16 protein-coding genes and 1 pseudogene are annotated in these 18,649 nt (G+C 71.8%); 15 read left to right on the top strand and 2 right to left on the bottom strand.

The window, feature by feature from the left end:
* Nucleotides 1–73: 73 nt before the first annotated feature.
* From ACLBXO_RS21880 to ACLBXO_RS21850, 7 genes are all read left to right on the top strand, one after another.
* Entirely contained in the window at nt 74–1,381 is a 1,308-nt protein-coding gene (locus ACLBXO_RS21880) for an alpha-hydroxy acid oxidase (RefSeq protein ID WP_447686649.1), read from the top strand.
* Nucleotides 1,382–1,558: 177 nt separating this feature from the next.
* A complete protein-coding gene (locus ACLBXO_RS21875) occupies nt 1,559–2,614 on the top strand; it encodes a lactonase family protein (RefSeq protein ID WP_447686648.1) in 1,056 nt (351 codons plus the stop codon).
* A 160-nt stretch (nt 2,615–2,774) separates the two neighbouring features.
* Nucleotides 2,775–4,070 (top strand): MFS transporter, encoded by a 1,296-nt coding sequence (locus tag ACLBXO_RS21870; RefSeq protein WP_447686647.1) that lies wholly within the window; start codon nt 2,775–2,777, stop codon nt 4,068–4,070.
* A 45-nt stretch (nt 4,071–4,115) separates the two neighbouring features.
* Nucleotides 4,116–4,946, top strand: coding sequence for an NAD-dependent epimerase/dehydratase family protein (locus ACLBXO_RS21865; protein ID WP_447686646.1), 831 nt, complete (start codon nt 4,116–4,118; stop codon nt 4,944–4,946).
* Nucleotides 4,947–5,006: 60 nt separating this feature from the next.
* Nucleotides 5,007–5,708, top strand: a complete 702-nt coding sequence (locus tag ACLBXO_RS21860; protein ID WP_447686645.1) for a molybdate ABC transporter substrate-binding protein — start codon at nt 5,007–5,009, stop codon at nt 5,706–5,708.
* 153 nt (nt 5,709–5,861) lie between these two features.
* On the top strand, nt 5,862–7,493 hold the full coding sequence (locus ACLBXO_RS21855; protein ID WP_331317051.1) for an ABC1 kinase family protein: 1,632 nt from the start codon (nt 5,862–5,864) through the stop codon (nt 7,491–7,493).
* 260 nt (nt 7,494–7,753) lie between these two features.
* Complete coding sequence (locus ACLBXO_RS21850; protein WP_447686644.1) at nt 7,754–8,995, top strand: sensor histidine kinase; 1,242 nt, start codon at nt 7,754–7,756, stop codon at nt 8,993–8,995.
* A gap of 21 nt (nt 8,996–9,016) precedes the next feature.
* Here ACLBXO_RS21850 and ACLBXO_RS21845 read toward each other — a convergent pair whose 3' ends face one another.
* Nucleotides 9,017–9,358, bottom strand: a complete 342-nt coding sequence (locus ACLBXO_RS21845; RefSeq protein ID WP_331317047.1) for an Hpt domain-containing protein — start codon at nt 9,356–9,358, stop codon at nt 9,017–9,019.
* Nucleotides 9,359–9,864: 506 nt separating this feature from the next.
* Here ACLBXO_RS21845 and ACLBXO_RS21840 point away from each other — a divergent pair.
* From ACLBXO_RS21840 to ACLBXO_RS21805, 8 genes and pseudogenes are all read left to right on the top strand, one after another.
* A complete protein-coding gene (locus ACLBXO_RS21840; protein WP_447686643.1) occupies nt 9,865–11,652 on the top strand; it encodes an ABC transporter ATP-binding protein in 1,788 nt (595 codons plus the stop codon).
* A pseudogene (locus ACLBXO_RS21835) lies at nt 11,649–11,971 on the top strand (low molecular weight protein tyrosine phosphatase family protein). The gene ACLBXO_RS21840 and the pseudogene ACLBXO_RS21835 overlap by 4 nt, the downstream one beginning before the upstream one ends.
* Before the next feature lie 145 nt (nt 11,972–12,116).
* On the top strand, nt 12,117–12,926 hold the full coding sequence (locus ACLBXO_RS21830; protein WP_447686642.1) for a YfdX family protein: 810 nt from the start codon (nt 12,117–12,119) through the stop codon (nt 12,924–12,926).
* A 72-nt stretch (nt 12,927–12,998) separates the two neighbouring features.
* Nucleotides 12,999–13,352 (top strand): hypothetical protein, encoded by a 354-nt coding sequence (locus tag ACLBXO_RS21825; protein ID WP_331317043.1) that lies wholly within the window; start codon nt 12,999–13,001, stop codon nt 13,350–13,352.
* A gap of 104 nt (nt 13,353–13,456) precedes the next feature.
* The gene (locus ACLBXO_RS21820) at nt 13,457–13,660 is read left to right on the top strand and encodes a hypothetical protein (RefSeq protein WP_331317041.1); all 204 of its coding nucleotides are present in this window, start codon (nt 13,457–13,459) and stop codon (nt 13,658–13,660) included.
* Nucleotides 13,661–13,923: 263 nt separating this feature from the next.
* A complete protein-coding gene (locus ACLBXO_RS21815) occupies nt 13,924–15,387 on the top strand; it encodes a sensor histidine kinase (RefSeq protein ID WP_447686641.1) in 1,464 nt (487 codons plus the stop codon).
* Complete coding sequence (locus tag ACLBXO_RS21810; RefSeq protein ID WP_447686640.1) at nt 15,372–16,772, top strand: sigma-54-dependent transcriptional regulator; 1,401 nt, start codon at nt 15,372–15,374, stop codon at nt 16,770–16,772. Before ACLBXO_RS21815 ends, ACLBXO_RS21810 begins: the two co-directional genes overlap by 16 nt.
* Nucleotides 16,773–16,919: 147 nt before the next feature.
* Complete coding sequence (locus ACLBXO_RS21805; RefSeq protein WP_331317035.1) at nt 16,920–18,230, top strand: MFS transporter; 1,311 nt, start codon at nt 16,920–16,922, stop codon at nt 18,228–18,230.
* A 29-nt stretch (nt 18,231–18,259) separates the two neighbouring features.
* Here the strand turns inward: ACLBXO_RS21805 and ACLBXO_RS21800 are convergent, their stop codons facing one another.
* On the bottom strand, nt 18,260–18,517 hold the full coding sequence (locus ACLBXO_RS21800; RefSeq protein WP_331317033.1) for a hypothetical protein: 258 nt from the start codon (nt 18,515–18,517) through the stop codon (nt 18,260–18,262).
* Nucleotides 18,518–18,649: the final 132 nt, after the last annotated feature.

Below are 18,649 nucleotides of genomic sequence, written 5' to 3'. Positions count from 1 at the left end.
CCCCACCCGGCCGCTGGCTATCCGAAAGCGCTTTCAAAGAGCCGCTCGATCCCGCGGCCCACAGGAGGACCCGATGGCGACGCTCGACCGGCCGGCCTCCGGACTGGGAGCCCCCGAGCGCGCCGCGCCGACGGTCGGCGGCGCGGACGCTACGGCGGCGGGCATCGCGGCCCCGGAGGCCATCGTCACCAGCCTGAAGCGCAGCGACGCTGTCACGCCCTACCGGTTCCGCGACCTGCTGGCGCTCGACGATTTCGAGCGGCACGCGCGCAAGCTCCTGCCGTCGATGATCTTCCAGTACGTCTCCGGCGGGGTCGAGACCGGCTCGGCCCTGGCGCAGAGCCGCGGCGCCTACGCCGACTACGCCCTCGTCCCCCGCCTGATGCGGGACACCTCGGCGCGGGACACCGCGACCACGCTGTTCGGCCAGACCTACGCGGCGCCCTTCGGGATCGGGCCGCTGGGCGGGGCCGCCTTCATCGCCTACCGGGGCGACCTCGTGCTCGCCGAGGCGGCCCGGCGGATGAACCTGCCGATGTGCCTGAGCGCCTCCTCGCTGATCAGGCTGGAGGACGTCCACGCCCAGAACCCGCAGGCCTGGTTCCAGGGCTACCTGCCGGGCGACCAGAACCGGATCGACCGCCTCCTCGACCGGGTCGAGGCCACCGGCTACCGGACCTTCGTGGTGACCGCCGACACGCCGACGCTGGGCAACCGCGAGCACAACATCCGCAGCGGTTTCTCCATGCCGATCAAGGTCACGCCGAAGGTGGCGTGGCAGAGCGCCACCCACCCGCGCTGGCTGCTCGGAACCGTCGCCCGCACCTTCCTCAAGCACGGGGCCCCGCACTTCGAGAACACCGAGGCCGAGCGCGGGCCGCCGATGATGTCCCAGGGCGCGGTGCGCAACACCATCGCCCGCGACCAGCTCTCGTGGAAGAACCTGGAGGCGATCCGCAAGCGCTGGTCCGGCAACCTGCTGGTGAAGGGCCTGCTGGCGCCGGAGGACGTCGACATCGCGCGGGACTGCGGCGCGGACGGCGTGATCCTGTCGACCCACGGCGGCCGCCAGCTCGATTACGCCGTCGCCCCCCTCGACGTGCTGCCGGAGATCGCCGCCCGGAAGGGCGGGCTGAAGATCATCGTCGATAGCGGCATCCGCCGGGGCACCGACGTGATGAAGGCCCTGGCGCTCGGCGCCGATTTCGTCCTGCTCGGCCGGCCCTTCATGTTCGCCGCCGCGCTCGGCGGCGTCGCGGGCGTCGAGCACGCGATGCGGATCCTCAAGGAGGAGCTCAACCGCGACATGGCGCTGATCGGGGTGAACCGCCTGTCCGAACTCAATCCCGATTTCCTGCGCCGCACCCCGCGGCGGGCCTGAGCCGATGGCGGGAGGATCGACCGTGATCGGCTTCCCGGACACGCGCGGCGCGCCGGAGAGCGGCAGCGGGATCGCCTCCCCGGGCGCAGGGGCCGCCGCGCCCGGGCGACCGGCATCCCCGCACCGTCGATCCCGCCGGCTGCCCCCGCAGACCCATCCTCGATCCGGATGCTCCGCATGACCGACCCCGCCCCCCGCGGCCTCGCCTTCGTGGGCTGCTTCACCACCGAGCGGCGCCGGGCGCGCGGCCGGGGCATCGACATCTACCGGACCGGTCGCGACCTCGGCGACTGGACGCATCTCGGCCGGGTCGAGAACCTGACGAACCCGTCCTTCCTGGTGACCGACCCGGCGCGCGCGATCCTCTACACGGTCCAGGGCGACGGCGAGGCGGCGAGCGCCTTCGCGCTCGAGCCCGACGGCACCCTGCGCGGCCTCGGCAGCGCCGCCACCGGCGGCACCAACAGCGTGCACCAGGCCCTCGACCCCGGCGGTCGGTTCCTGATCGTGGCCAACTACGCCAGCGGATCGGTCGCCCTCATGCCGGTGCGCGCCGATGGCGGCCTGGAGCCCGCGTGTCAGGTCCTGCCGCTGCCGGGCGAGCCGGGCCCGCACCGGACCGAGCAGGCCTGCGCCCACCCGCACCACGTGGTCCTGTCGCCCAACGGTCGCCACGTCATCGTCCCCGACAAGGGCCTCGACCGCGTCTTCGTCCTGAAGCTCGCGGGTGAGCGGCTCGCCATCGTGTCGCAGACCGCGATGCGTCCCGGCGCCGGCCCGCGCCACATCGCGTTCCACCCGCACGAGCCCCTCGCCTTCTTGGTCAACGAACTCGACTCGAGCGTCGCGACCTGCCGGTGGGACGCGGAGGCCGGGACGCTGACGCCCCTGCACCTCGCCTCGACCCTGCCGCCGGACTTCTTCGGCGCGAGCACCGCCGCGGCCATCGCGGTCACGCCCGACGGACGGTTCGTCTACGCGTCGAACCGCGGGCAGGACGGGATCGCGCGGTTCCGGGTGGACCCGACCGGGCGCCTCCTACCTGCGGGCTGGACGCCCTCCGGCGGCCGCGACCCGCGCTTCATGGTCCTGGCACCGGACGGAGGCCACCTGCTCGTCGCCAACGAGCAGGGCGACTGCCTCGTCGCCTTCGCCGTCGATCTGGAGACCGGAAACCTGACCCGGGCGGGTTCGCGCCCGAGCCTCAGTCCCTGCACGGTCGCGTTCCTGTAGGAGGCGCCGACGCGTTCAGGCCCGCGCCGCGAGCGGGCCCGACCGTGCCCCTCGAAGGGCAAGAGAAACGGAACCGGCGGCAATCGAACCGTGACCTCTGACCGCCGGACCGCACCAATCAAATAAGAAAAGAAAATCATAAATATTTTGGAGGATGCCCATGTTCGCCAAGCGTTACAGGTTCCTGATCGCGTTCCTGCTGTTCATCGCCGGTATCATCAACTACATGGACCGAGCGGCGCTCGGCGTCGCCGCGCCCTTCGTCAAGCAGGACCTGAACCTGTCCCCCTCGGAGCTGGGGGTCATCTTCAGCACGTTTTTCTTCGGCTACGCGCTGTTCGCCTTCGTGGGCGGCCAGCTCGCCGATCGCTACGGGCCGCGCAGCGTCTACACCTGGGCGGCCGCCTCCTGGTCGGTCCTGTGCATGCTCACCGGGGCGGTGACCGGCTTCGCCCAGATGTTCATCGTCCGCGCCCTGTTCGGCTTCGCCGAGGGGCCGATGAACTCCACCACGAACCGCACCATCACCACGTGGTTCCCCCGCGAGGAGACCGCGCGGACCATCGGCTTCACTTTCTCGGGCCAGACGGTGGGCAGCGCCATCGCGGCGCCGGTCGTCGGCCTGCTGGCGATCCAGTACGGCTGGCGAGTGGCGTTCGTGGCCATCGGCGCCGTCGGCCTGCTCTGGGTCGTGGCGTGGCGGATGTTCATGACTGACCGGCCGCAGGACAATCCCCGGGTCGATCCGGAGGAGATCGCCCTCGTGGAGCGCAGCCGGGCGGTCACGCACCTCGCACCCTCCGACCATGCCCGGTCGCTCAGGGAGTACCTGTTCCTGCCGAGCACTCTGTCGCTCGGGCTCGGAATGTTCGCGGTGAACTACACCCTCTACATCTTCCTCTCGTGGCTCCCGAGCTACCTCACGGACGCGCTGCACATGCCGGTGAAGGAGATGGCCCTGGTGGCGTCGATCCCCTGGGCCTGCGGCTTCGTCGGCTATGTCGGCGGGGGCGTGGTGGCCGACTTCGTCTACACGCGCATGGGCGACAAACTCACCGCGCGGAAGATCACCACGATCGTGCCGCTGGCCGTCGCGGGCGTGGCCCTGCTCGCGGTCAACGCCGCGACGAGCACCGCCATGGCGGTTTCGCTGATCGCGCTGGCCGTGCTGATGCTGACCAGCTCCGTCCAATCCTGCTGGGCGACGATCCACGAGCTGGTGCCCGAGGCGCGGGTCGGCGGCGTCAGCGGCTTCATCCACCTCCTGAGCAACATCTCCGGCATCATCGGGCCGACTGCCACGGGGCTGGCCGTGCAGTATCTCGGGGGCTACGCCAGCGCCTTCGTGATCGCCGCCGTGATCGCGGCGGCCGGCGTCGTCGCGATGGCGATCTTCGTGCGGCGGCCGCGCGACCCCGCGGAAGCCGGCCCCCTCGCGGCGGCCAAGGCCGTCTGATCAACAGCATTCGGCCAAGGCCGCCGGAATCTGGAGCAGCGTCCCATGAGCGCCGACACCGTCCCGCCCAAACCCGTCCTCCTGACCGGAGCCTCCGGTGCCCTCGGGCGCGTCCTGACCCGCGCGCTCGGCGCGCAGGGCTGGGCGCTCCGGCTCACGGACCGCCTCCCCTTTCCCGACCCCTTGCCGGAGGGCGCGCGCTTCCAGGTCGCCGACCTGGAGGACGGGCCGGCGATCCTCCGGTTGGCCGAGGGCTGCGGCACGATCCTCCATTTCGGGGGGATCTCGGTGGAGCACCCGTTCGAGACGGTGATCGGCCCGAACATCCGCGGCCTGTACCACGCCTACGAGGCGGCCCGGCGCGAGGGCGCCCGGATGATCTTCGCCTCCTCGAACCACGCGATCGGCTTCCACGCGCGCTCAGAAGTGCTGGACGACGATTGCGGCCTCGCGCCCGACGGCTATTACGGCCTGTCCAAGGCCTACGGCGAGCTGATGGGCGGCCTCTACCGCGACAAGCACGGGGTCGAGAGCGTCTTTCTGCGGATCGGCTCGTGCTTCCCGGAGCCGACCGACGCGCGGATGCTCGCCACGTGGCTGTCCTACGCCGACCTGACCCGGCTAATCACCCGCGCCACCCTGGCCCCGGACCTCGGCCCGACGGGCTCGGTGGTGATCTGGGGCGCGTCGAACAACAGCCGCATGACCTGGTGGCGGAAAGACGGGCGCGCCGTCATCGGCTGGGCACCGCAGGACAGCGCCGATTCCCACGCGGCGGCGCTGGACGGGAAGACGAGCGGCAACCCGGTGGCGGAGCGCTACCAGGGCGGCGGATTCACGGCGATCGACTATTCCCGCGTCGAGCCCTCGCGGTGACGGTCCAATGCTTCGGCGCTCGGCCGCCCGCACCTCCTGGGACGAGAGACTGGACACACCATGCCGAACGAGCGACCCGAGACACGCCTCAAATGCGCCCTGGTGGTGCGCGGCGCCTTCGACGCGTACGTGGTCCCGGCCTTCGAGGCCGCGGGCGGCCGGACGGCGATCCACTGGGCGCCGACCACCGTCATCATGAAGACCCTCGCCGAGGGTGAGACCGCCGACGCGGTACTCGTCCTGTCGGACGCCATGGACCGGCTCGTCGCCGAGGGCCGCGTCGAGCCCGAGAGCCGCGTCGACGTGGTGCGCTCGCGCTACGGCATCGCCGTCAAGGCCGGGGCTCCGCATCCGGACATCGCGAGCGTCGAGGCGCTGAAGCGCACCCTGTTGGCGGCGCGGTCGGTGGCCTACTCGCGGACGGGCGCCAGCGGGATCTACTTCGCCGGCCTGCTGCCGCGGCTCGGCCTCGCCGACGCGGTGAACGCCCGGGCGACGATCATCCCGCAGGGCTTCACGGCCGAGAAGCTCGTCTCCGGGGAGGCCGACATCGCCGTCCAGCAGGTCAGCGAGCTGATGGTCGTGCCCGGCATCGAGGTGGTCGGCCCCCTCCCAGAACCGGTGCAGGAGATGACAACCTTCTCGGCAGCGATCCTGCGCGGCGCAGCGGACCGGGACGGCGCGGCCCGGTTCGTCGCTGGGCTGACGACGCCGCAGGCGGCCGAGGCCTACCGGACCAGCGGGCTGGAGCCGGCCTTCTGACGGCGGCCGGCCCTCCCGATCGCGCGCATTCCGGCCCCGCCCTGCGCCGCTTAAGTTGAGGCGCCGGGGCGGGACGGGGTTCGCGACCGCAAAAAAGTCCTTATGCTCGTGCTGTCCGGACGCCCAATCCCGTCCGACCGGATCGCTCCATTCATGCTGAAGACAGCCTTCGTTGCCGCCCGCGACCGCCAGCGGCTGTCGGAGATCGCGACGATCCTCATCGGCTTCGGCGTCACTCGTGTCGTGGACCGGCTCGGCCTGCGCTACCTGCCGCTCCTGCCGCGCCGCCAGCCCCGGGTCGACGTCACGCGCCTATCCGAGCCGGAGCGCCTGCGCCGGGCGATCGAGGCGCTCGGGCCGACCTTCATCAAGTTCGGGCAGGTGCTGGCGAGCCGGCCGGACCTCCTGTCGCCGGCCTGGACCGAGGAGTTGCAGAAGCTCCACAGCCAGGTCGTGCCGGTGACGTGGGAGCAGATCGGCCCGCAGCTCGAGCTCGATCTCGGCGGCTCGCCCATGGAGGTGTTCGCCGAGTTCGACACCAACCCGATCGCCTCGGCGTCCATCGCCCAGGTCTACCGGGCGCGACTGCACTCGGGCGAGGACGTCATCGTCAAGGTGCTGCGGCCGAACCTGCGCAAGATCATCGAGGCGGATCTGCGCCTGATGGCGCACGGCGCCCGCATCGTCGAGAACGAGTGGCCCGACATGGCCCGCTACCAGCCGCGGGAGCAGATGCGCCACCTCGCGGAGGGTCTCAACGGCGAGCTCGACCTGCTCAACGAGGCGCGCAACTGCGAGCTGCTGGCCCAGATCTTCGAGGACCGCGACGACATCGTCTTCCCGAAGATCCACTGGGAGTACTGCTCCGAGCGGGTGCTGGTGCAGGACTTCATCCACGGAATCCCGCCCAACGACGAGGCGGCCCTCCGCGCAGCGGGCATCGACAAGAAGCTGCTCGCCCAGAAGGGCACCGACGCGTTCCTGCAGATGGCGCTGATCGAGGGCGTGTTCCACGCCGACCCGCACCCCGGCAACATGCTGGCGCTGCCCGGCAACAAGATCGGCTTCATCGATTTCGGCATCATCGGCCGGCTGTCGCAGCGGCGGCGCTCGCAGCTGCTCGTGCTGATCGGCGCCATGCTCAAGCAGGACGCCGACGGGCTCATGGCCGTGCTCCTCGACTGGACCGGCACCAGCAACCCGGACCTCACCCGCCTCCAGGTCTCGGCCCAGTCTTTCGTTGAGAGCCACTCGTCGATCCCGCTGAATCTCGGGCTGGTGCTCACCGACTTCATGAACATGGCCCGCGAGAACGACCTCGCCATGCCGACCGACCTCGCCATCCTGTTCAAGGGGCTGGTCACAGCCGACGGCGTGATGCGCCACCTCGACCCGAATTTCGACCTGTTCGCCGCCGCCGGCCCCACGGTCCGGGCGAGCATGCAGACGCAGTTCTCGCTCTCCGCCCTCAAGCAGAAGGCCGAGGCCCTGGGCGTCGGCCTCTACGGCGCCGCCTCGGAGTTGCCGACCCTGATTCACCTGATGCTGGTGCGGCTGAAGCAGGGTCGCGTCACCGTCGAGATCGAGGTGAAGGGCCTCGACAAGGTCACGCGCGGCATCGAGCGCGCGGCCGCGCGAGTCGCTGTCGCCCTGGTCGTGGCGGCCTTCGCCACGCAGCTCGCGCCCCGCCTCATCGACCTCGGGACGCCCGTGTTCGTCTCGATCGGCTTGATTATTTTTATCCTCGGGATCGGCTGGCTCGTGCTGCTGATGCGAAACAAGTAACCGTCTTCGCACCCGCACAGAGGCCCAACACAAGTTCTCAGCCGCAGGCGAATACCGAACTGATTTGATAATCCCGCGCACCATGCTAGCGTGAGACATCCAACGATTCGCTCGGCTGCGGGCGGGGAACCGGTACCAGAAGCGGTCTGAACCGCCGGTGCGGCCCTGCCATCGACATCCGTTGCCGCGCCGCGCGGTCGGGGACCTCCGGCGGCGCGCCGCGCACGGGCGCTCCGTCGGGATGACGAGGGGGGCGGGCGATGGAAGTGGACATCGTACGGCCGCGGATCGACGGGGCGGAGCGCCGCGTCGAGACGCTCGAGGCGGAGAACATCCGCCTGCGCAGCCTGCTGAGCGCGGCGACCGCGCAGGCCGACTGGGAGCGGCAGCGGAGCCGGCGGCTCGGCCGGATCATCGAGGCGGCGAGCCGCGCCGAGGCCGGACGCATGGCGGCCGAGCGGGCCGAGGCGCCGCGCGGGCCGACGCCCGGCGAGCCGGCCGGGTTCGGGCCGGAGGCGAAGCCGCGCACCTCCGGCCGCCCACGCCCGATCGGTCTCCCGCAGGCCCCGAACGACTACCTCGAACTGCTGGACCGCGACGGGCGCCTGATCACCGCCAGCGAGGATGGCCCGGCCCTGTCAGCGGCCGGGGACGAGGCGGAGGCGATCGGCCGACTCTGGATCGACGCCTGGACGCGGCCTGAGGACCGCGAGGCGGTGGTCGAGGCGCTGGATCGGGCGCGGCTCGGCCGCCCGAGCCGGTTCCAGGCCCAGTCGGAGGCCGGCGGAGCGCTCCGCTGGTGGGACGTGGCCGTCACGCCGATCGGCGCGACGCCGGACCGGCCCGAGCGGATCCTGGCGGTGTCGCGCGACATCACCGACCAGAAGCTGACCGAGGCGCGACAGACGCTGCTGATGCAGGAACTCGCCCATCGGATGAAGAACACCATGGCCATGGTTCAGGCCGTCGCGACGCAGACCATGCGCAACGCGCCGTCGCTGGAGGCGGCCGGCGAGGCCCTGGCCGCGCGGCTCCTGGCGCTCGCGAAGGCGCACGACGTGCTGCTGCAGGGATCCTTCACGCAGGCCTCCCTGAGCGGCCTGGTCGAGGGGGCCGTGTCGCTCCACGGGGACGGCGTCGCGGGCCGGTTCCGCATCGCCGGTCCCGACCTGACGCTCGGCCCGCGGCACGGCATGACCCTGGCGCTGATGCTGCACGAGCTCGGAACCAACGCGGCCAAGTACGGGGCGCTGTCGGTGGCCGCCGGCTGGATATGCATCACCTGGAACGTGGCCGAGGCGGCGAACGGCCGGACCCTCCGGTTCCGCTGGGAGGAGAGCGGCGGACCGCCCGTCACGCCGCCGACCCGCACGGGATTCGGCACGCGACTCATCGCCCGCAGCCTCGCCCACAGCTTCGGCGGGACTGCCCAGATGAGCTACCCGCGCGAGGGCGCGGTCCTGACCTTCGAGGCGCCCCTCGACGTGGTTCTGGCGGCCTGACCCGGATGTGGTTGCGCGGCGCTAGGCGCTCAGCCGCGTCTCCGCCTGAAGGTCCCGCAGGGCGGCGACCGTCCGGTCGCGCAGGGTCCTGAGATCGACCAGCGATCGGGTCAGATCGTTGCCCGCGATGGCCGATTCCTCGAGGCCGCGGCAGGCCCGGGACAGTTCGGCGCAGCCGAGCATGCCGGACATCGAGACCAGCGTGTGCGCCTCGCGACCGTAATCGTCGTTGGCGCGATCCGGCCCCTCGAAGGCGGTGGTGAGACTGACGACGAACCGGTCAAGGATGCGGACGAGCTTCTCCGTGCCGATCACGGCCGTGAGTTCCTCGAGCGCGTCCCGGTTCACCAGGGAGTGCGACACCGTCGGTCTCCAAGTACGGATCCGCGACAGCGATCCGAGAGAGGCGCGCAACCAAGGCACCGCTCAACGGCCAAGTTTGCCCCAAAGTGTTTACACCGCGTTGCGTCAGCTTTTCAACAATGCACGGCCGTTCGCGGGGCCGCGCAGGATTGATCCGGGCGCATGGATCGGCCGCCGCGGCGGCAGAACCTCAAGGACGCGGGACCGGCGCGTCCCGGCTAACCGAAGCGTCGCGACGCGCGTTGCGAATCAGTCGGGGCTCTCGTAGCCTCACGATCCTGTCGAGCTCGCACCAGGGAGGGAGCTGCATGATCGCTGTGTACGCTACCTTCCGTACAGGATGTGTCGGCGGCCCCGTGCAGGGCAGCTAGCCGCTCCCCGCCCGCGCCCGGCCCCGCCGCCCGGCGCCTCTGAACCCAGTCCCGCCTGATCTCGCCGGCGCGCATCGTTCGCGATGGGACGCCCGCGTCACCCGGAGCCGACGCCCTCCCGCGTCGGGCACGCGCATGTCTCTGTCGTCTCCCCGGAAGGCGGACGCGGTCCGCCGCGTCCTGGCCTTCGTCGTCCGCAGCTGGCGCAGGCGCTGGCCCCTCGTCACCGGTCTCATCGGCGCGATCACGCTCGCCACCCTGGCGGAAGTCCTGCTGCCGCTCTTCGCGGGACGCCTGGTCGACGCGCTCTCCGGGAGCGACCGCCGCGCGGCGCTGGACGCGGCCTGGCCGGCTTTCCTGGCGATGACCGGGCTCGGCCTCGCCACCGCGCTGCTGCGGCACATCGCCTGGAGCCTCGCGGTGCCGCTCTCCCTGCGCACCATGAGCGACATCGTCGGCAACGGCTTCGCCCGGGTCCAGCGCTTCTCGACCGAGTGGCACGCCAACACCTTCTCGGGCTCCACCGTCCGGAAGATCTCCCGCGGCATGTGGGCGATCGACGGGCTCAACGACACGCTGCTGCTGGCGCTCCTGCCCGCGCTCGTCGTCCTCGCGGGCACGGCCCTGGTGCTCGGCCTGCACTGGCCGGCCCTCGGCGCGACGGTGGCGATCGGCGCGAGCGCCTATGTCGGCGCGACCGTGCTCCTCGCGACGCGCGTCATCGCGCCCGCGGCCGCGCTCTCGAACGCCCTCGACACCCGCCTCGGCGGCGCGCTGAGCGACGCGATCGGCAACAACGCCGTCGTCAAGGCCTTCGCCGCGGAAGCGCGGGAGGAGGCACGGCTCGGCCGGTTGCTGGCGAAGTGGCAGCGGCGGACTCGGCGCACGTGGATGATCGTCACCTGGGGCGGCACCGGCCAGCTCGGGCTGCTGCTCGTCCTGCGCACCGTCATCGTCGCCATCGCCCCGTGGCTTTGGTGGCGGGAGCGGGCGAGCCCGGGCGACGTCGCCTACGTCCTGACCGCGACCTTCGTGGTGCACGGCTACCTCCGCGACATCGGCGGCCACATCAACCACCTGCAGCGGGCCATCAACGAGATGGAGGAGCTGGTCGCCCTGGAGGCCGAACCCGTCGGCGTCGCGGACCGGCCCGGCGCGGTCCCGCTCGCTGTCGCGGGCGGGGCGATCCGCTTCGAGACCGTGCGCTTCCACTACGGCGACCACACGCGGGCGCTCTACGACGGGCTGACCGTGACGATCCCGGCGGGCCAGCGCGTCGGGCTGGTGGGGCGCTCGGGCTCCGGCAAGACGACCTTCGTCAAGTTGATCCAGCGGCTCTACGACGTGTCGGGCGGGCGCGTGACGATCGACGGGCAGGACGTGGCGTCGGCGAGCCAGGCGAGCCTGCGGGCGCAGGTCGCCCTCGTGCCCCAGGAACCGGTGCTGTTCCACCGCTCCCTGGCCGAGAACATCGCCTACGCCCGGCCCGGCGCCTCGGCGCTCGACATCGAGCGGGCGGCGCGCCTCGCCAACGCGCACGACTTCGTGGCGCGGCTGCCGAAGGGCTACGCGACCCTGGTGGGCGAGCGCGGCGTCAAGCTGTCGGGCGGCGAGCGCCAGCGGGTGGCGCTGGCCCGCGCCTTCCTGGCGGACGCGCCGATCCTGATCCTCGACGAGGCGACCTCGAGCCTGGATTCGGAATCGGAAGCCCTGGTGCAGGAGGCGATGGCGCGGCTGATGCGCTGGCGCACCGCCATCGTCATCGCACACCGTATGTCCACCGTGCGGGCCCTCGACCGGATCCTCGTCTTCGACCGCGGCCGTATCGTCGAGGACGGGCCCCACGCCGCCCTGCTGCGCCGCCCGAACGGGGCGTACCGCGCCCTGTTCGAGCGGCAATCCGACCTCGCAAAGAGCGCGTGAGGATCCTGTTCGTCTGCGGCCGGGCGCGCGCCCGCAGCCCGACCGCGGAACGGATCTTCGCGCGCCTGCCCGCATCGAGACGGCCAGCGCGGGCGTGTCACCCGACGCCGACGAGCCGGTAGACGCCGATCATCTCGCCTGGGCGGGGATCGTCGTCGTCATGGAGCGCGCGCACCGGCGCAAGCTGATGCGCCGCTTCGAGGCCGCCCTGCGCAGCACCCGCCTCGTCTGCCTCGACATCCCCGACGTGCACGCCTTCATGGCGCCGGCGCTGGTGGCGCTGCTGGAGGCGCGCGCCGGCCGCTTCCTGCAGCGCTGAGCCCCGCGACGGCGGCCGGCGCATTGCCGTTTTTTAATCCTTCGGTCATGCGACCAAATGATGGCTGCTCTATTATCTGAACACGGAATGAATGAGGCCAATGCAGATGAAGGCCTTATCTCCGGCAGCAGAGGGAGATATTACTATGTCCTATCGCAAATCTATGGCTGCGGCCCTCGTGCTCACCACAATCCTCGGTGGAACTGCCTTCGCGGCGGAGCAGGCCGTCCAGCACAACGGCACGCAGATGAGCGCGAGTCAGGCCGCGGTCGACAAGGATGTCGGCAAGCTCTCGAAGGACGGAGCCCAGGGCTTCAGAGATCTTCAGCTCACCCGCCTCGCGATCTTCGAGGCCAATCCCGGCCAGGCCAAGGACATGATCGCCAAGGCGCAGGCGGCTTTCGCGAAGGCCAAGACCGACGACGCGGTGTTCACCAAGGCCGAGGCCGATCTCAAGTCCCCGGCCGACATGGCCGCCCACAAGGCGACTGCGCCGAGCGACAAGGCCGACGCCAAGGCCGGCGCCAAGGCCGATTCCAAGACGGCCTCCACGGAGCAGGTGGCCTGGGTCCCGGTCGACGCGCAGCTGACCCTCGGCGACGATTTCGTGGCCACGCCCGCCAAGGCCTCCGCGGTCACCGAGGCGAACAAGAACCTCGCCCAGGGGGACCAGAAGGGCGCCCTGGAGAAGCTCAAGCTCGCCCACGTCGACGTCAACTTCACCATGGCGGTCCTGCCCCTGAACAAGACCATCACCGACGTCGATCAGGCGGCGACGCTGATCAACCAGGGCAAGTATTACGAGGCCAACGCCGCCCTGAAGTCCGCGCAGGACAATATGCGCTTCGACGTGATCGACGCGGTCGCGGTGCCCCAGAAGGCGACCGCCGCCACGGCCGACAAGGGGGCGCCGCAGGCCACCGGCTCGACCGCGGGGACCAAGACCAGCAAGTGACCGACCGCTGAAGACGGCCGCGCCCGACGGATCTCGGGCGCGGCCCGGTCGGCGCGCGGAAGGGAGGGCCGCATGCGGCGATTCTGGATCTCGACCATCCTGGGACTCGAACTGCTCCTCGGCGGGACCCTGGCGGCCTCCGCCCGGACGGCGGGGGTTCCGGACTTCAACATCCGGGCGATCTGCGCGCCGGAGCACCGGGCAGGCTCCGACGCCGTCGATCGGGCGAGCTACCGGGGTTGCCTGTCCGACGAGGCCGCCGCGCGGCGCGCCCTGGCCAAGCGCTGGGCGACGTTCGACGTGGCGGAGCGCCGGACCTGCGCGGCGGAGAGCCAGATCGGCGGTGCCCCGTCCTACGTGGCGATGCTGACCTGCGTGCAGCTCGGAAGCCACGCCCTGCCGATCAACCCCTCGGGTCCGCCCTGAGGCGTGAACCGCCACGCGGCGGATCGCACCTCCGTGATCCCCGCATGAGGAACCGGCGATGTCTTCAAGACGTCTCGCACTACCGATCGAATGGAGGAGGCATCATGTTCAAGACTACGGCGCGCGCTGCTCTTTGCCTGGCCTGTCTCTGGTCAGTCACGCCCGCCCTGGCGGCCCCGAAGGAAATGCCGCAGGGCAAGCGCGACGAGATGTCGATGAAGGACACCAAGCGCGAGATGGCGATGCAGCGGAAGGAGAATAAGGAAGCGAACAAGAACGTCGACAGCCTCATCACGAACCGCAAGTGAGCGCGCGCGCCCGCATCGGCGACTGACGTCTTCCCGCCACGACGGGGGCACCGGACGCGGTGCCCCCGTCGCGGCGTCCCTCTCCGGACGCGTTCGGGTCTGGTCCGGGGGCCGCACGCGCAGGCCGCGCCGGTCATCGCGGTCCCACGTGCACGGCACGAACCGTCCTCGCGTGGCCAGGGGACCGGTCGATGGCTTAGGAACGGGGTCCGGGCGCGCGACGGCGCCGCAGGAGCCAGCGCCATGCCGGGTCGGACAACGCCGTGACGGCCTACAGCCTGCGCGCCCGGCTGCTCGCGCTCTGGGTCCTGCTGGTCGCCTCCGCGGCCGCGACCGCCTACCTGATGCTCGGCGTCTACGACCAGTCGACGGGCGTCCAGGTGGCGCAGGCCGATCTCGCGGTCGGGCGGGCCTGCCGCGAGATCATCGACCGGTACGCCGCCCTGGTGCGCGCCCGCGGCGCGAGCGGCGCGGAGGCCGACCTGGTCGGCACCGTGTCGGCCGCGCTGGCGCGCTTCCCGGGCCTCGAGGGCGGGATCTGGAGCGCCGCGCGCGGATCCGTGGCGTACGCCTATCCGACCTACGAGGGATCCGGGCCGAAGACGGATTTCCCGGCGGCCGAGCGCGACGCCGTCGCGGCGCTGAACGCCCAGGCGCTGCGGGTCGACCACGCGGTCTCGGAGCGGCGGCCGAGCCGGACCCAGGTCCTGATGCTCCAGGCCTGCCCGCTGCACGGGCCGGAGACCGGCCTGACCGCGTGGTCGATGACGCGCGCGCACGTCAACGACGGCCCGACCTACACGCGCTTCCTCGCGGGCCTCGGCTTCCTCGCCGCCACGGTGCTTGGATCGGCCGCGTTCCTGAGCTGGTTCCTGTACGGATTCTCCGGGCGGATCGCCCGGCTCGAGGCCGCGCTCGCCGCGGCGCGCCCGGACGGGCAGGACCTGCCCCATCTCGACCGCACCGGCGAGCGTGAACTCGACCGGCTGGTGGACGCCCTCAACGCCGCCGGCGGGCGGCTGCGAGAGGCTCAGGCGCGCATCGTGGCGACCGAGCGCCTCGCCGCCGTCGGCCGGCTGGCGGCGAGCATCGCCCACGAGATCCGCAATCCCATCGCGGCGATGCGGCTCAAGGCCGAGAACGCCCTCGTCAGCGGCGACGCGCACCGCGCCGCCACCGCCCTCGAGGCGGTGCTCGGCCAGATCGCGCGGGTCGACACGCTGCTGCGCGACCTCCTCAACCTCACGCAGGCGCGGCCGCTCAACCGGATGCCAACGCCGGTGGCACCGCTCCTGACCGAGTGCGCGCAGCTGCACGAGGACCTCGCGAGCGCGCGGTCGGTCCGGATCGCGGTCACCGCCGACGGGCTGCCCGCCGCGGACCATCCGCATCTCGACCGGGCGCAGATCGCCCGGGCCGTCGACAACCTGCTGTTGAACGCCCTGCAGCACGCGCCGGCCGGCGGGCGCGTCCGCCTCGGCGCCGAGCGGGTGACGGTCGACGGCGCGCTGCGGCTGCGCCTCAGCGTCGCCGATACCGGCGCCGGGGTCGATCCGGCGATCCGCGCCAGCCTGTTCGAGCCCTTCGTCACCGGCCGGCCCGACGGGACGGGCCTCGGGCTCGCGATCGTGCGCGAGATCGCCGTGGCGCATCGGGGCGAGGCGAGGCTGGTCGAGGACGTGCCGGAGACCACCTTTGTCCTGGATCTGCCATGGCAACCATCCTGATCGTCGACGACGACAGAGCCCTGCGCGACGGGCTCGCCGAGACGGTGACCGATCTCGGGCACACCGCGCTCCCGGTCGCCTCCGGCGCGGAGGCGCTGGCGCGGCTGGGCGCGGGTCCGGTGGCGGCGGTGCTCCTCGACCTGCGCATGCCCGGCGTCCTCGACGGCATGGCCACGCTGGCGCGGATCCGCGCCCTGCCGGAGCCGCCCCCCGTGACGGTCCTGACTGCCTTCGCGAGCCCGGCCAACACCATCGAGGCGATGCGCCTCGGGGCGCACGATCACCTGACCAAGCCGATCGGCCGCGCCGATCTCGCCGCCGCCCTCGACGCGATGCTGCGCGGCGCCCGCTCCGATCCCGGCAGCGCCGCCCCGCCGCCGGGCGACCCGGTGCTGATCGGATCGAGCGCGGGCATGCGGAAGGTCCAGAAGACCATCGGCCTCGTCGCGGACAGCGCGTCCACGGTCCTGATCCAGGGGGAGACCGGCACCGGCAAGGAGGAGGTCGCCCGGGCCCTGCACGCCTTCTCGCGGCGCCGCGCGCGGCCGTTCATCCCGGTGAACTGCGCGGCGATTCCCGCCGAGGCCCTGGAGAGCGAGCTCTTCGGCCATGTCCGGGGCGCCTTCGCCGGGGCGGTCTCGGACCGCGCGGGCGCCTTTCACGAGGCGGAGGGTGGGACCCTGTTCCTGGACGAGATCGGCGACATGCCGGCGGCGATGCAGGCCAAGATCCTGCGGGTGATCCAGGACTGCGTCGTGACCCCGCTGGGGGGCCGGTCCGCGCGGGTCGATGTCCGGCTCGTGGCGGCGACGCATCGCGACCTGCCGGCCCTCGTCGCCGAGGGTGCGTTCCGCGCCGACCTGTACTACCGGCTGAACGTCGTGCCGATCACCCTGCCGCCCCTGCGCGAGCGCCTGGCCGACATCGTGCCGCTCGCCGAGCACTTCCTGGTCCCCTCCGGCAAGCGCCTGAGCGGCGGTGCCGCCTCGCGCCTGCTCGCCTACGAGTGGCCCGGCAATGTCCGCGAGCTGCGCAACGTGGTGGAGCGGGCCGCCGTGCTGGTGCGCGGCGGCGTGATCGCGGCCGAGGCCGTCGATCTGCCGGCCTCGCGATCCGAGCGACGCGGCGACGACGCGGTGGCCGACTGGCTCGCCGGCGACCTGCCCGGGGCGGTGGCCCGCCTGGAACGGACCATGATCGCCGCCGCGCTCCGCGAGGCCGACGGCAACCGCGCCCGGGCCGCGCGCCGGCTCGGCATCCAGCGGCAGCTCCTCTACGCCAAGATCGAGCGCTACGGCCTCGGCGCGCCGGGGACAGATCTGTCGGAAGAGACGACAGAGACTGTCGGGATTCCCGACGCTTCGGCGGGCACCGACACGGCCTGACGCCCGCTTCGGCCGGAGAATCGTTCACATCCCGCGTGAGGTCCCGGCGACGCGGGAACCGATGGCGCACGCGGGCGTCGAGCCCCGCGTGCAGCGGTGCGGCCCCGATCGGGGCCTGCCGACGGCCGGTCGGGGGATCGCGGCAGGATGAACAGGATCGAGACGGGTGCCGGCGGCCGGACGCCCTCGGCCAAGGCCCTGCGCGGGCTCGACGCGCTCAACTTCTTCCTGGCCGACGTGCGCGACGGCCTCGGCCCCTACCTCGCCATCTACCTGATCGCCGTCCGCGGTCCGGACCAGGGCTGGAACGAGGCCACGACCGGCCTCGTGATGACCATCGCGGGCATCCTCGGCCTCGTCGCGCAGACGCCGGCCGGGGCGCTGATCGACGCCACCAACCACAAGCGCGCGGTGGTGATCGGCGGCGCCATCGCGGTGACGGCCAGCTGCCTCGTCCTGCCGTTCATCTCGAACTTCTACCTCGTGACCGCGACCCAATCGATCGCCCACGTCGCCGGGACGATCTTCCCGCCGGCGCTCGCCGCGATCACGCTGGGCCTCGTCGGACCGAAGATGTTCGCCAAGCGGATCGGCCGCAACGAGGGCTTCAACCACGCCGGCAACGCGGTCTCCGCCGCCCTGGCGGGCGGGCTCGCCTACTTCTTCGGGCCGGTGGTGGTGTTCTGGCTGATGGGCATCCTGGCGGCGCTGTCGATCGGCGCCATGCTGATGGTGCCGGCCGACGCGATCGACAACGACCTCGCCCGGGGCATGACCGAGGACGAGGAGGAGGCGCAGGAGAAGCCCTCGGGCCTCGCCACCCTGCTGCAGAACCGGGCGCTGCTGATCTTCGCGGTGCTCTGCGCGATCTTCCACCTCGCCAACGCGGCGATGCTGACCTCGGTGGGCCAGCTCCTGACGCACATCTCGGGCAAGGACCACGCGACCTCGCTGATCGCGGTCTGCATCGTGGCGGCGCAGTGCGTGATGGTGCCGGTGGCGATCTTCGTGGGCGCGAAGGCCGACGTGATCGGCCGCAAGCCGATCTTCCTCACCGCCTTCGGCATCCTGGCGCTGCGCGGCGTCCTCTACACGCTGTCGGACAACCCGTTCTGGCTGGTGGGCGTCCAGCTCCTCGACGGCATCGGCGCCGGCGTCTACGGCGCGCTGTTCCCGATCGTGGTCGCCGACCTGACCCGCGGCGGCGGCCGGTTCAACGCGGCCCAGGGCGCCGTGGCGACGGCCCAGGGGATCGGCGCCTCCCTGAGCGCGACCCTGGCCGGCGTGATCATCGTGTCGGCGGGCTACTCCACCGCCTTCCTGGCGCTGGCGGCGATCGCGGCGCTCGGCTTCGTCCTCTACTTCGCGCTGATGCCCGAGACCCGCGGCGCGGTGCGCGCGGGCAGCGAGCCCGAGAGCGGCGCCGGCATGCCGCCGGCCGTGCCGGCGAGCGCCTGAGCGCGGCCCGCCGACCCGGGGGGCCAGCCTCAGGACGCGGCGGCCAGCTCCGGCACGACTTCGGCAGGCACGACTTCGGCCGGCACGACTCTACTTGACCCGAGTTGGCCCGGCACGGTCGCCTCCGGCGGGGCCTTCCGCGAGACGTAGTAGATGTCGACGGCGCGCCAGAACGCGCCCTGCTCCTCCGTCGAGCGGCGCGCGAGGGACGTCTCGAGGATCGACATCGCGGCCCGCGCGGGCTCGCTCCGCTCGAGTTCCTCGAGCAGGCCGGCGAGATGCAGCATGGGATCTACCTCCGAGCGGACAGCAACCCCCATAAACGTCCGAGCTTGCGTAACGATCCGTCACGCCCTGCGCGTCGGCGCTCTGCATGATCCTTGCCTCGGAGCGGGGCGCGGCTACCATCCCCGCGTCGA

The sequence above is a fragment of the Methylobacterium sp. C33D genome (assembly GCF_053345825.1).
This window is presented reverse-complemented; position numbering and strand designations above follow the sequence as displayed.